The following is a 13,914-nucleotide window of genomic DNA, read 5'->3' on the forward strand; positions in this document are numbered from 1 at the left end:
TGTGTCTGAATAGACACCTGTTTGGTGACGATGGCGGAAGGGAACCACGCGTACCCATCCCGAACACGACCGTTAAGCCTTCCAGCGCCGATGGTACTTGGACCGAAGGGTCCTGGGAGAGTAGGACGTTGCCAAGCAAATGAGAGTCCTTTTGAACATAACCGTTCAAGAGGGCTCTTTTTGTATGCAGGCGATTTTACCGAAAATTTGTATTTTATTGGGAGCTATACTAATGACATCGGAACACTGCTTCTGTTCTATAAGTTTCGATGGTTTGAAACTGTAACAGCAGCCTAAGCACAAAAAAGGCAGGACGTCTGAAGACGTTCTGCCTTTTTTTGTGCCTAGCTCATGCGATATTTTGCGGGCGTAAGACCGTTGTGCTTTTTGAACAGTTGACAGAAGTAAGAGAAGTTAGAAAATCCGATTCGGTGGCCGATTTCGCGGACAGATAAATTCGTCGTTTTGAGAAGAAAAGAGGCCTGTTGCAGCCGTTTAGCAGTCAAATAGTTAGTCAAGGTACTCCCGGTCTCCCTGTGGAACAGGTAGGAAACATGGTTGGGAGTGAGGTGCACATGCCTGGCCAAATCGGTTAAACGGAATTCCGAGGCATAGTTGGCTTCGATCCATGCGAGGATGGCAACCACAGACGGAGAAAAGCGGAGTGCGGAGCCTGCTCTGCCTACGGCTGACTGTTTATCAAAAATGGCTTGAATCCGGTGGAGGAGGGAGAGCGTATCCAGCAGAACTTTTTCGGACTGGGCCGGAGTGTTCCGGTTTGCTTGGGGTTCACCCTTATAAAAATGAAAGAGTTTATCCATGGCATCCGTATCCGTCACGTCCACCCACTGATCACCGAAAGGATGTTTCCAGATATGCAGCAAGAAACTGTTTAGCGACGGGTAAGGCTCGGTATACCGGAGCAACACGGCCGGATCGAACAGAAGCATGGAACGGATGTAAGGTTGTTGTTCGGTAATGGTCATCCGAATCGTATGAAGCTGGAAGGGTTTGAAATACAGAAGTGTGCCGGGTTTCATCTCGAACAGTTCCTGCCCGATCATGACCCTCCCGTTGCCGCGGTGGACATATAAAATTTCGATTCCCTGATGGGCATGGAAAATATCGCGAAAGCTTTCCGAACGATTCAGATAGAGGGAAAGCTGCACGGGATGCCGTCCAAGATCGGCATAATTATCAAGTCTCATGGTGAGCGACCTCAATGAATTCGTAATATGACAACATTATATCATAATATCCCCAAAACAAGTCCGGACGGTGTTTGCTACGATAGAGGAATAACGACATAAACGGAGTCTGCAGCGGTGAAGTGGAATGCCGGAGGATTGCCGGGAAGGCAGGGACAAAAGATGAATAAGGAAGAATTATGGGGCAGTTTGTATAAGAAAGTAAACGCTATGGCACAAAAAATGGGGAATAAATCGCCTCATGTTGCTTTTGACGGAGTATACGATGATATGAGGATCGATTGGTGGACATCCGGGTTCTGGCCGGGTATGTTGTGGATTATGCATGAAATGACAGGCGATCCTTCATTCCGGGAGAGAGCCTGGGACTGGGATGCGAATCTGGAACAGTGTATGGTAAGCAACTCGAACCTTCATCATGATGTGGGGTTTCAATTTCTTCCGACTGCCGTGATCAAATACAAGCTTACGGGAGACGCGGATGCACGTCGAAGGGGGATTCAGGCGGCGAATTTTCTGGCAGGGCGGTTTAATCTGGCCGGGCGCTATCTGCGTGCCTGGAATCAGGACAAAACCGGCTGGGCCATCATTGACTCCTGCATGAATCTATCCCTGCTTTTCTGGGCGGCGGAAGAAATCCAGGATCCCCGCTTTCGCCATCTAGCGGCGGCTCATGCGGATACCGTGCTGGAGCATTTTATCCGGGAAGACGGATCGGTCAGGCACATTGTCAGCTTTGATCCGGAGACGGGGGCTTTTCTGGAAGCGCTGGGAGGCCAGGGACATTCGCCGGAATCGGGATGGAGCCGTGGTCAGGCGTGGGCTCTTTACGGGATGGCGAACGTCTATCGGTACACCGGCGATATGCGTTACCTGCATGCGGCGAAAAGAGTCGCCCACTATTTTCTGGCTTCTCTGCCGGAGGATGCCGTGCCCCACTGGGATTTCCGTACCGGGAATGCGGAAGGGGAGCCCAGAGATACGTCGGCGGCAGCTTGCGCGGCGTCCGGTCTGCTTGAAATCGCAAAGCATGTGGCTTCCCCTGAAAGAGAGCTGTATGAGCGGGCCGCGGTGAGGATCATGGCAGCTTTGGCAGGATCGTACGCGTCTTTTGATGACGAGACCGAAGCGATCCTTCGGGAAGGCACAGGAAATAAGCCTGCCGGCCAGAACGTCGACGTGGGGTTGATCTACGGCGATTACTTCTTTGTCGAGGCGGCCGCAAAGCTGAACGGCTGGCAGGGAAGCATTTTTTAAAGAAGCAAAGAAAGCGAAGGACATCCGGAAAAACAGAGAAAAACACATACAGTCTCAGACGGTCAGTCTTTAGAAGAAGGGATAACGTTTTTTCATAAATGGAATCATACAAGGGTGGTTAGGGAGTATCCTCTCTGGCACAGTCATACGACCATCGAAAGTAGGGGCTGCCGTAAGTTCATAAGAGCCCATTTGCGGAAATTCGCGGATTAACGGGGAAAGGAGTCTTTGCAGGCAGCTGTGCAGCTAAGATAATGGAGGCTATTTACCTAATGTTTACCTCCTTCTCATTTCGGGTAATAAAAAGTGTCCAATTATTGATCAAAATTTGAAAATTGTTTGAACAAATTTTAAAGATTGTGCTATAATAGACACAAATAGACCCTTACTGCACGAAAGGGAAGTGATATCAATGACAACTAAAACATTAACGGTACCGCAAAGACAAAAAAACGAACGCGAAGTTGGTCGCTTATTTACTTTTATGAACATGATGGCATGGAGCTCGCTTGTAATCGGAATTATTATGAGTTTGTGGAACGTTTTCCACTTTAGCGACAAAAACCTGACGTTGATGGTCGGCATCGGCTTTATGGTCGGCAGCGTGTTCATTTATACAATCGGCACAGCGATTCATCTGGTGCACGAGCGTAAATTTGAACAGCAGGAGAACGGCGAAGTAACCGAATGACGCAGGAATGAATGAGAAGTCCTCCGGACCCGAAAGGGTGGAGGGCTTTTTTTATTGTCTTCAAGTAGGAACGTGTGGGAGTAAGAGCGCATATTTAACCGGGACAGATTGTTAGAAGACGGCCGTTTGGGGTAATGAAGCTTAAGGTGTGTCTGGAAATCGACATAATCGGACAGATTTTACGTTCACAATTAGAGTCCAATGAGTGCGAAGTTTCATCCAAGTTTTGGTGAAAACGTTGGTCTGACAAGGTTTTCTGCCTATTCATTACAAAAAAACGTCGAAACGTTGAACTTTCTATTACGGAATTTCAACGGTTCGATGACACCTTTGTTAACAGGGCAGATGTTCGATTCCGTTTCTGTTATGTTTATCACATACATGAAAGAACGAACGATCTCCGCATCTTCTGATGGCGGAGGCGTTAGTCAGGAGATGAGGAGAATTGAAGAAGGGGAACTTGTTCCGGCGTTTTAGCGCAGTATTCATGCTGGTCTTGATGACGGTCGTTTCCGCAGGCTGTAAAAGTCCGATCGTATTGGATCCGAAAGGTCCCGTCGGTCAGCAGCAGATGGATTTGATCGTGATTTCGACTCTGCTCTGCCTGGTCATCATCGTACCCGTGCTCGTGATTACCTTTGTAATCGTATGGCGCTACCGTGACAAGCCGGACAGAAAGGCGAAATATACGCCAAACTGGGAGCACAGCACCAAGCTCGAAACCATTTGGTGGGGGATCCCGATTCTGATTATTTTGGCACTGGGTATCGTAACGGTCCGTTACACGCATGCGTTGGAGCCTTCCAAACCGCTTGCGGCCGAGAAAGAGGTTAAGCCGATCACGATCCAAGTTACATCGTTGGACTGGAAATGGCTTTTCAAGTATCCGGAGCAAGGTATCGCGACAGTTAACTATGTTCAGTTTCCGGAAGATGTGCCGGTCCGTTTCGAACTGACTTCGGACGCACCGATGAACTCCTTCTGGATTCCGCAGCTTGGCGGACAGATTTACACCATGTCCGGGATGGCCATGAAGCTGAACCTGATGGCCGACGAGCCTGGTGAATACATGGGGTCAGGCGCTAACTTCAGCGGTAAAGATTTCGGTAAGATGAGATTCGTCGCGAAAGCAACGACTCAAGCCGACTTCGATTCCTGGGTCAAAGAAATCAAAGGAAGCTCTCCGGAACTTACGCTGGACGGCTACAAGAAGCTTGCGGAGCCTGGCGTATCCGAGGTTCAATCCTTCTCCAAATTCCCGGAAGGGTTGTTTGAGAAGATCGTAACGAGATACTCCCCATCCCATAACCATGGAGGCTTCGGTGCACCTGTACCCGCCAAACCATCCGCCGGTACCGAGTCGGGCACTTCCGACAAAGCCGCCGGAAACAGTTCAACGGAAGGCTCGGGCGCAGTGAAGCAAGAAGCTTCCGCCGCTCATACGGGCCATGAATAGAGAGGAAAGGGGGAACATCCATTATGTTGGATAAAATCAAAGATTTCGCGTCCACGTTCTTCGTAACCGGCGATCCGCTGATCTACGGCGCTGACGTGAGTATCGCTCTGGCGACTATCGCCATCATCTTTGTACTTACTTATTTTAAAAAATGGACATGGCTGTGGCGCGAATGGCTGACTACCGTCGATCATAAGCGTGTCGGTATCATGTATATCATCGCTTCGATTCTGATGCTGTTCCGCGGCGGCGTCGATGCGCTGCTTATGCGGACGCAGCTGGCGATGCCGGATATGGAGTTCCTGCAGCCGGAGCACTATAACCAAATTTTCACCACGCACGGCGTAATCATGATTTTGTTCATGGCGATGCCGCTTATGTTCGGCTTGTTCAATATCGCCGTACCGCTTCAAATCGGAGCGCGCGACGTTGCGTTCCCGTTCCTGAACGCGCTCAGCTTCTGGTTGTTCTTCTTCGGCGCGATGCTGTTCAATATGTCTTTCGTTATCGGAGGCTCGCCCGATGCGGGCTGGTTGGCCTATCCGCCGCTGTCGGAGCTTTCACACAGTCCGGGGGTCGGGCAGAACTTCTACATCTGGGGGATTCAAATTTCCGGTATCGGCAGTTTGATGACCGGTATTAACTTTATCGTGACCATTCTGAAAATGCGCGCACCGGGCATGAAGCTCATGAAAATGCCGATGTTTTCCTGGTCCGTGCTTTCCAGCTGTATCGCGATCATTTTCGCCTTCCCGATTCTGACCGTAACGCTGGCCCTGCTGTTCCTGGACCGTTTCATGGGCGCGCACTTCTTCACGCTCGACGGCGGGGGCAACCCGATGATGTACATCAACCTCATCTGGATGTGGGGTCACCCTGAGGTTTACATCGTTGTCCTGCCTGCATTCGGTATTTTCTCCGAAGTCGTCGCGACTTTCGCGAAGAAAAAATTGTTCGGGTACAAATCCATGGTGTTCGCCATGATGATTATTAGCGTTCTCTCGTTCTTTACCTGGGCGCATCACTTCTTCACGATGGGTTCGGGGGCCAATGTCAATGCCTTCTTTGCCATAACGACGATGATTATCGCGATTCCGACGGGCGTGAAGGTGTTTAACTGGCTGTTCACCATGTACCGGGGTAAAATCAGGTTCGACACGCCGATGCTGTGGACGATCGGATTTATTCCGTGCTTTATCGTGGGCGGGATGACCGGGGTGCTGCTCTCCGTAGCGCCGGCCGACTTCCAGTTCCACAACAGTTACTTCCTGATTGCCCACTTCCACCAAGTGCTCATCGGCGGTGTCGCATTCGGATACTTCGCCGGTCTTTACTACTGGTGGCCGAAGATTTTCGGCTTCAAGCTGAATGAGAAGCTCGGTAAATGGGCATTCTGGCTTTGGAATATCGGTTTCTATGTCTGCTTCATGCCGCAGTATTTCCTCGGCCTGGACGGCATGACACGGCGTCTCAGCACGTATGGTTGGGATTCGGGCTGGTACGGCTTGAATCTGACTTCCACTATCGGGGGCTTCCTGATGGGGATCGGTTTCATTTTCCAAGTGTGGCAAATCGCACACAGCATCAAATTCATGGAGCGCGACACAACAGGCGATCCGTGGGACGGACGTACGCTGGAATGGTCCATCCCTTCGCCGGCTCCGCTTTATAACTTTGCGACGATTCCTACGGCAAGCGTGCAGGATCCTTACTGGGAAGAGAAGCAGCGTCTGGAGCAGGGCGGAAAACCGGCGCCTAAGGCGAAGCTTGAACCGATTCACATGCCGAAAAACTCGGCGATTCCGTTCATCAAATCGCTCTGCTGGTTCATCGCGGGCTTCGGGTTCGTGTTCGGCTGGATGTTCTTCGCCATCCCGGGTATGATCGGAGTGGCGGTATGTATGCTCGCGCATTCTTTCAACTATGATACAGATTACTATATTCCGGTGGATGAGATTGAACGCACGGAAGCCGCGGCAAGGGGGTCGGTCTAATTGGCACAAGCAAGCAGTCCTAAAAAAGCAATGTCTCACCAGCACGATCACAGCCATGATGATGGCCATCATGACCTCGAATCGCTGCGGATGTTCGGCTTCTGGATCTTCCTGATCACCGACGTTATCCTATTCGGTACGCTGTTCGCTACGTACATCGTTCTTCACGGCAACACTAATGGCGGTCCGACTCCGGCAGAGCTGTTCGAAATGCCGGGTATTATCGCGGAGACGTTCATCCTCCTCACGTCCAGCTTTACAAGCGGTCTGGCCGTGTTGGCGATGAACAAAGGCAACCGTAAAGGCCTGATCGGCTGGCTGGCCGTAACGGCGCTGCTGGGCGCTTCCTTTATCACGCTGGAAGTAACCGAGTTTGTAAAAATGGTTCATGAAGGCGCGACGATCTCCACGAGCGGTTTCTTGTCCGGGTTCTTCACCCTGGTCGGAACGCACGGAATCCACGTATCCGTCGGTCTGGTATGGATGATTGCTTTGATGATTCAGCTAAGCCGTCACGGCATCAACTCCGTAACACGCCGTAAAGTGAACATCATCAGCTTGTACTGGCACTTTCTGGACGTGGTCTGGATCTTCGTCTTCACGTTCGTTTACTTGATGGGGGTGATGTAAGATGGCACAACATACGACCCATTCGGGCGGAGCGCATGATCATGAACACCATGAATCGCATGGTTCTCTGAAGTCTTACGTCATCGGTTTCCTTCTGTCGATCGTGCTGACGATTATTCCGCTGGTCGTGATCCTGAACAAAATGGTAACGGGCAAGGCGGCCATTCTGGTCCTGCTCATTACCGCCGTTCTCCAGTTCGCCGTGCAGCTTCTGTTCTTCATGCATTTGACGGACGAGAAGGGGCCTCGATACAACCTGCTGACTTTGATTCTCGGTCTCGTAATTCTGACGACGATCGTGGCAGGTTCCATCTGGATTATGACTTACAATACCGTCGCTCACTGAGCGAGGTCCGAAAGAGCTTTCCCGTTCATGCGGGGAAGCTCTTTTTTTATGGGCATCCGTAAGAAAATGTTTATTTCGTAAATGAGCACGAGGGAAGTAGGAGGCAACATATATAGCGTTCCATCTGTCCGGCTATTAATTAGCTTGGTTTATGTTCGCGGATAAAAGAGGAAGCGAATCGACAAAAAAAGAATAGTACACCTATGAGCTTGTTTGTACGTTTCATTAACGAAACTTAAGTTGGCGGGTAAGGATGGAGATTCGTGTGAAGCATTGTCCTAATTGTAACAGTGACCGAATCAAGCAAACTTCTTCTATTTTAACGAGACTGCTGCTCTCTGTTTATTTTTTTCTTACCTTTATATTTTTCACGGGAGAGGTTTCTTATGGGGCCTTGATTTCCTTGATTCCGTTCGTAGCTCCTTATGATAATAAATGCCTCAACTGTAGTCATCTGTTCTATAAATACTTTCCCCGATTGAACAAGGCTGCTCTATTCAGATTTTCGGTTCTGGATCAGTGTGTGTTGGCCCTCGCTCCTTCCATGCTTTTGATTACAGGGTTAATCGAATTCTTTCCTTACACGGGGCTTGGCAGAATTGTTTCTCTTCCCGTTATTTATGTTTTAAACAGTACAGTGATCGCGATTGGCTTCATAAAAAGAACCAGATACGTAAATCGGGCTGTTTCGGTAACCGTCGCCATCCTGATAACGTTATTCCTTTCCATTTTATTGTATCCCCAAGAGTTCAACCCCCCTGTTATGGAGCAATTGTGGGAGTTGGCTTTTGGGTAGTAATCACAAAGGTAGAATTTTGTTGTACCCGTGCAATAAGAAAAAAAGAAAGGTCAATTAGCCGTTCAATTATAGGAAAGATGCGGCAGCACGGTCGGAGGGGGAACACTGAACGTGAATGCTGACACCTTGACAAGGATCGAACGATCCTGTATAAATAAATCTAATTATTCAAACAACGCAAAACAGGAACGTTTAAGAACGGGATTGGCATTCAGACGGATAGTCGCAGCGAGCCGGAGAAGGTGAGAGCCGGTACGGATGTCTGATTGGCCACGGGCCCGGGAGATGGTCTTCTGAACGGAAAGTAGGGAGATCCGGCTGAGCGCCGTTATCGGTCAAAAGAGGTCCGGTTTTCGCCCAGGAGGTAGCCGGGCACTTAGAGTGGTACCGCGGGATCTTACGAGCTCTCGTCTCTTCATAGAGACGGGGGCTTTTTGCGTTTCACCCAAAAAACCGGAGGCGATACTATGATTTCCACACAATTAAGCGATGAAATCGAAAGACAGGTCCGGAAGCTGCTGGACGAAACCGGTACGCCGTGGCCGGCAGGAATTAAAGTGCTGGTGGATAAGCCGGCCCATCCCGAGCACGGGGAGTACAGTACGAATGTGGCCATGCTCTTAGCCAAAACGTTAAAAAAATCACCCCTGGAGATTGCGAAAAAGCTAAAAATGGAGCTGGAGCATTCCGGCATTGCAGAAGGGATTTTTTCGAAAGTGGAGGCTGCTCCGCCGGGCTTTTTGAATTTTGCTATCGATTGGAGCGCCTGGATGAACCGCCACCGGGAATACTCGGCTTATGCGGGGGATGGCGGGAAGGGAAAGGTGATGATCGAGCATACGTCGATCAATCCGAACAAATCGGCGCATATCGGACATTTGCGTAATTCCTGCATTGGGGATACGCTGGCGCGCCTATTATCGAGAGCAGGCCGTGAAGTCGAAATTCACAATTACATTGATGATCTGGGCAACCAGTTGGCTGATACGGTAGTGGGTATCCTTCATACGAAGACGGAGGGAAAGCATGTCTGTTTCGGTGATTTTTGCTGGGATACGTATGCAAAGGTGAACAGAATGTATAAAGAGGAGCCTGGCCTTCAGGAAGAGAGAACGAGGGTTTTGCACGAGTTGGAGGAAGGAACCTCTTCTACGGCCTGGATCGGGCGTTTGACGGCGGAAAAGATTGTGCGCGAACAACTTCACGAGATGAAGGCGTTCGGCATCGGCTATGACGTGCTCGTATGGGAAAGCCGGATTGTAGCCGAGGGGCTGTGGGAAGCCGCTTTTGAGCATCTCCAGGCTACCGAGGCCTTTTATAAAGTGGAGGAAGGCAAGCTTGCCGGATGCTGGGTGCTGCGTCACGGAGGTGAGCGCAGCGGTGAAGCGGAGGGGGCCTCAAATCCTGAACCGGAAGCGCATCAGGCGGACAAAGTGCTCGTCCGGTCGAACGGGATACTGACTTATACGGCGAAAGATATCGCGTACCATCTGTGGAAGTTCGGCTTGTTGTCCCAAGATTTTACGTATATGCCGTTCGCGGAAGGCGTCTGGTCCACCGATTCGCAAGGATATGCGATGCCGTACGGCCGCGGAGAGACGGTGATCAATGTGATCGATTACCGGCAGGAATATCCGCAGACGATGGTTAAGCTGGCGCTGGAGGCGCTCGGATACAAGGAGCAGGCGGCCAGGCTGCTGCATGTCAGCTACGGAGTCGTGTCGTTGAGCCCCGAAACGGCCGAAAGCCTGGGAGTCGACACTTCCGCAGGCAAAGGCTCGTATGCCATGTCGGGCCGCCAGGGTGTAGGCATCAAGGTGGCCGAGCTCCTCCATGTGATGGAGGAGAGCATCGAATCCAAGCGCTCCCGGCAGGAGGGGCTTTCCAGCCGGGAGATTGCGGCCGCCGCAATTCGGTATTACCTGCTGAAATATCATCTTCAGACGGAAGTCGTTTTCGATCTGCGCCAGGCGACGGAAGTAAGCGGAAATTCCGGCGTATATCTGCTGTACGCTTACGCCCGTGCCGGAAGTGTGCTGGAAAAGGCAGCCGCAGGGCAGATGGGAAGCGGCAAAGCGCTCATGGAGCCTCCGGTGCCTTCCGTTGACGGCGGGGCGCTGGAGCCCCCGGAGCGTCAGCTGCTGAAGCAGATCGCATACTGGACCGAGACCATGGATGCCGCCGTCCGGCAGCTGGCTCCGAATCTGATCTGCAGCTATGCTTTCGAGCTGTCGCTGCTGTTCAACAATTTCTACGGTGCCTGCCCGATACTGAAGGGTCCGGTCGACCGGGTGGAGTTGCGGGTGTGGCTGACTTGGAAATTCCGTGAAACGTTGGGGAAGGCGCTCGATGTGCTCGGACTGCCGGCTCCGGAACGGATGTAATCTTCCGGCGAGCATGGTATGCCGTACCTTGACCGGGAGGCTCCGTGAAAGGGGGCCCGGCCGCACGGGCAAGGAGAGCGCGGCACGTTTTGGAGGGTCCGCTGCCGTTTAACCCGGCCCGGTCCGGTCTGTCCTGGCCTAGCTTAGCCTAGCTTAGGCGGCTTCTTTGTTCACGGCAAGCTTTAACAGCGCATGGGTGTCGGTATAGACGCCGCCTGAGCTTGACCGGAGTACGACGGTAATCAGGTTCTTCCCGTCAAGGTCCGCCGATGAGACGAGACAATAGCCGGCTTCGTCGGTGAAGCCTGTTTTGACGCCGTTAACGCCTTTGAAGTAGTAGGCGCCACCCTCTTGAAGAAGCTGGTTCCGGTTGACGAAAGTTTGCGAATGTCCGGCCGAAGCGACCGTATGCCGGGGCTGATCGACAATGCTGCGGAACACTTTGTTCTTCATGGCTTCACGGGCAAGCAAGGCCATATCGCCCGCAGTCGTGTAATGCTTGGGATCGTGTAGCCCGTGCGGGTTCGTGAAGTGGGAGCGCTTGGCGCCGACCGCGGCGGCCTTCTCGTTCATCAGACCGGCGAAATAGGCGATGCCCTCTTCCGCGGAGAGCTTCCGGCCGCTATCCTTCTCGGCTATGTAGCGGGCGACGGTTCTGGCCGCGTCGTTGCCGGAAGGAAGCATCATCGCGGCGATAAGATCTTCCAGTGAAAGGCGCTGGCCTTCCCACAGTCCGGCGGTGCTTTCACCCGTCGTTTTCAGCCGGATTTCGTCGCCGACCGTAATGCGGTCCTTGGCGCCGCCTTTCTCGAGGGCGACCATGGCGCTGACGATTTTGGTGGTGCTGGCGGGATAAAGGCGCGAGTCCTTTTGCTTCTCGAAAAGGACTTTGCCGGTATCCGCGTCCATGAGTATGGCGGCTTCTCCCTCGACGGAAGAAGTTAAAGGGCTGCCGCTTTCGCCCAGAAGACCAGAGCGCAGCGTCGATATGGCGGCGGCCGCGTGAGGTTTGATAACATGTAAGGGATCCGAGACAAGGGTCAAGGCGACGACGGCAGCCGTGAGTCCCAGCAGGGTTGATTTTAGTTTCATAGGGTAGTGCTCCTTTCCGGTTTGAGGCGGTAACTGCTCTCCTTCTATATTGGACCCTAACGTTTAATAAACCGATAAGAAAACCTTACGAAATAATTACGATTCTCTGTGATTTTAGACAGATTTTGAGAGTCTCGCGAACAGCCGTTATTCCAGCGATAAAAAAAGCGATCCCCCCGAGGGAGATCGCGTTTAAAAGGAACCGGAGCGGACGGAAGAAGGGGGAGGGCTGTCGGGATTCAGCGTCCGCAGGCGGACCGTGAATACGGTCTCCTCCGGATCGCTGTAAGCCTCGATCGTTCCGCCGTGGAGATCGATAATCTGCTTGGCGATGGCCAGACCGATTCCGGAGCCCCCGAGATGCTTCGTACGAGACTTCTCGACGCGGTAGAACCGCTCGAAAATCCGCGGAAGATCGGGCGCGGGAATCGATTCTCCGTAATTGGTTAAGGACAGGACAATTTCGCTGCCTTCAATTCGTCCCGTGACGTCGAGATAAGCTCCGTCATGCCCGTACTTGATGGCGTTGGTGATCAGATTTTCGAACACCCGGCGCAGTTTGTTGCCGTCCGCAAGCACATAGAGGCGGGGCTGCTCGAACGTCATCCGCGTGTCCATGTTCGCCTCCTTGAGCTGCAGCTGAAAAGCGGAGAAAATCTGATGCAGCATTTCGACCAGATCGATCTTGACGAGCTGGAGCTTCATTTCTTTGTTCCGAAGCCGCGTATACTCGAACAAATCCTGAACGAGCTGGTTCAGCCGCTGGGATTCCTCGTACGCCATCCCGATATAGTGGCGGAGCTCCACTTCGTCCCGGTACCTGTCCTGATCCACCAGGCCCAGATAACCGGTAATGGAAGTGAGCGGTGTCCGGAGATCGTGCGATACGTTCGTGATCAGGTCGTTCTTGGCCTGTTCGGCCTGGCGTTCTTCCTCCAGGGAGAGCTTCAGGCGGTCCACAAGCCGGTTAACGTGTACGGCAAGCTGACCGAGCTCGCCGGAGCCCCCCGCCGGAACCCGGTGATTAAAATCGCCGTCGGTGATTTTTTGCATATTCTCGATAATCTGCGCGAGCGTGCGCTTGTCCCGGTGACGCTGCTCCAGCCGGTAAAAATAAATAAAAAAGAGAAGGAAGATGATCAGTCCGGCCTGGATATAAGCTTCGGGATAACCGATCCGGTAGTTGATCCAGATCAAAATATTTTCCAGGCTGATCCGCTCGGAAAGATAGGAATAGAAGAGCGTGCGGCCCAGGAGAAAAATAAGAAGCAGCACGAGCAGGGATGAACCGAGGCTGTACAGCAGGGCTCTGCTCCAATTAGTTTTCAAGCTTGTAGCCGACCCCCCATATCGTGTGGATGAGTTTCTCGCCTTCCATTTCCTTCTCCAGTTTATCGCGGAGGCGGCTGATATGAACCGTGACGGAGTTCGTGGATTCGAAATATTTTTCTTTCCAGATTTTCTCGAAAATTTCTTCCGAGCTGAAAACGCGTCCCGGATGAGTCGCCAGCAGGGACAGAATGCCGAATTCGATCGGCGTCAGCTTGACGAGGCGTCCGTTGGCCGTAACGGTGTGCGTCTGCTTGTCGATCAACAGGGAACCGATCCGGGTCGTGTGCTCTTCGGCGGGAACGGATGCCTGCGCCTGGAAATACGCCCTTCTCAACAAGGACTTCACACGGGCGATCAGCTCCAGCGGATTGAAGGGCTTCACGACGTAATCGTCCGCCCCGGTCATCAGTCCGGTAATTTTATCGAGATCCCCGTCCTTCGCGCTGATCATCAAGATGGGGGTCATTTGCTTTTCGCGTATTTTCATGCAAACTTGAAGGCCGTCCATGCCCGGCATCATAATATCGAGAATGACGAGGTGAACCGTCTGCGCCGCCATAATTTCCAGAGCCGTTAGGCCGTTGTCGGCTTTGTAGACGGTATAGCCTTCGTTTTGTAAATAAATTTCGATGAGCTGCGCGATTTTATCGTCGTCGTCGACGATCAGAATATGCTTGTCCATGTCCGTTTTCATCCTTTGTTTTGCCCGGTTGCGGAGGGCCGTC

At 52.1% G+C, this 13,914-nt stretch carries 11 protein-coding genes and 1 rRNA gene; 8 read left to right on the forward strand and 4 right to left on the reverse strand.

The window, feature by feature from the left end; translation table 11 throughout:
* The first annotated feature begins 20 nt into the window (after window positions 1-20).
* A 5S ribosomal RNA gene (gene rrf / locus HMPREF1207_RS21295) occupies window positions 21-137 on the forward strand.
* A gap of 207 nt (window positions 138-344) precedes the next feature.
* On the opposite strand, the gene HMPREF1207_RS21300 is transcribed toward rrf, so the two are convergent.
* On the reverse strand, window positions 345-1,208 hold the full coding sequence (locus tag HMPREF1207_RS21300) for an AraC family transcriptional regulator (RefSeq protein WP_009677270.1): 864 nt from the start codon (window positions 1,206-1,208) through the stop codon (window positions 345-347).
* Between the two features lie 162 nt (window positions 1,209-1,370).
* Here HMPREF1207_RS21300 and HMPREF1207_RS21305 point away from each other — a divergent pair, with 162 nt between their 5' ends.
* From HMPREF1207_RS21305 to HMPREF1207_RS21340, 7 genes are all read left to right on the forward strand, one after another.
* Window positions 1,371-2,465, forward strand: coding sequence for a glycoside hydrolase family 88 protein (locus HMPREF1207_RS21305; RefSeq protein ID WP_231392123.1), 1,095 nt, complete (start codon window positions 1,371-1,373; stop codon window positions 2,463-2,465).
* Window positions 2,466-2,877: 412 nt separating this feature from the next.
* Window positions 2,878-3,156, forward strand: coding sequence for a hypothetical protein (locus HMPREF1207_RS21310; protein ID WP_009677268.1), 279 nt, complete (start codon window positions 2,878-2,880; stop codon window positions 3,154-3,156).
* A 487-nt stretch (window positions 3,157-3,643) separates the two neighbouring features.
* The gene (gene cyoA, locus HMPREF1207_RS21315) at window positions 3,644-4,612 is read left to right on the forward strand and encodes a ubiquinol oxidase subunit II (RefSeq protein WP_170318736.1); all 969 of its coding nucleotides are present in this window, start codon (window positions 3,644-3,646) and stop codon (window positions 4,610-4,612) included.
* Between the two features lie 23 nt (window positions 4,613-4,635).
* Entirely contained in the window at window positions 4,636-6,606 is a 1,971-nt protein-coding gene (locus HMPREF1207_RS21320) for a cbb3-type cytochrome c oxidase subunit I (RefSeq protein WP_009677269.1), read from the forward strand.
* Between the two features lie 30 nt (window positions 6,607-6,636).
* Window positions 6,637-7,236 carry a cytochrome o ubiquinol oxidase subunit III gene (gene cyoC / locus HMPREF1207_RS21325; RefSeq protein ID WP_170318738.1) on the forward strand — a complete coding sequence of 200 codons (600 nt, stop codon included), beginning with the start codon at window positions 6,637-6,639 and terminating at the stop codon, window positions 7,234-7,236.
* Window position 7,237: 1 nt separating this feature from the next.
* The gene (cyoD, locus tag HMPREF1207_RS21330; protein ID WP_009677253.1) at window positions 7,238-7,582 is read left to right on the forward strand and encodes a cytochrome o ubiquinol oxidase subunit IV; all 345 of its coding nucleotides are present in this window, start codon (window positions 7,238-7,240) and stop codon (window positions 7,580-7,582) included.
* 1,266 nt (window positions 7,583-8,848) lie between these two features.
* Window positions 8,849-10,765, forward strand: a complete 1,917-nt coding sequence (locus HMPREF1207_RS21340) for an arginine--tRNA ligase (protein ID WP_009677235.1) — start codon at window positions 8,849-8,851, stop codon at window positions 10,763-10,765.
* Window positions 10,766-10,918: 153 nt separating this feature from the next.
* Here HMPREF1207_RS21340 and HMPREF1207_RS21345 read toward each other — a convergent pair whose 3' ends face one another.
* The 3 genes from HMPREF1207_RS21345 to HMPREF1207_RS21355 all read right to left on the reverse strand — a co-directional run bounded on the left by HMPREF1207_RS21345 (window position 10,919) and on the right by HMPREF1207_RS21355 (window position 13,871).
* Window positions 10,919-11,857: a D-alanyl-D-alanine carboxypeptidase family protein gene (locus HMPREF1207_RS21345; RefSeq protein WP_009677267.1), complete on the reverse strand. Its 939-nt coding sequence runs from the start codon at window positions 11,855-11,857 to the stop codon at window positions 10,919-10,921.
* A 192-nt stretch (window positions 11,858-12,049) separates the two neighbouring features.
* The gene (locus HMPREF1207_RS21350) at window positions 12,050-13,186 is read right to left on the reverse strand and encodes a sensor histidine kinase (RefSeq protein WP_009677246.1); all 1,137 of its coding nucleotides are present in this window, start codon (window positions 13,184-13,186) and stop codon (window positions 12,050-12,052) included.
* Complete coding sequence (locus HMPREF1207_RS21355) at window positions 13,176-13,871, reverse strand: response regulator transcription factor (RefSeq protein WP_009677275.1); 696 nt, start codon at window positions 13,869-13,871, stop codon at window positions 13,176-13,178. Before HMPREF1207_RS21355 ends, HMPREF1207_RS21350 begins: the two co-directional genes overlap by 11 nt.
* Window positions 13,872-13,914 lie beyond the last annotated feature (43 nt).

It is taken from the genome of Paenibacillus sp. HGH0039, from assembly GCF_000411255.1.
GTDB lineage: Bacteria > Bacillota > Bacilli > Paenibacillales > NBRC-103111 > Paenibacillus_F.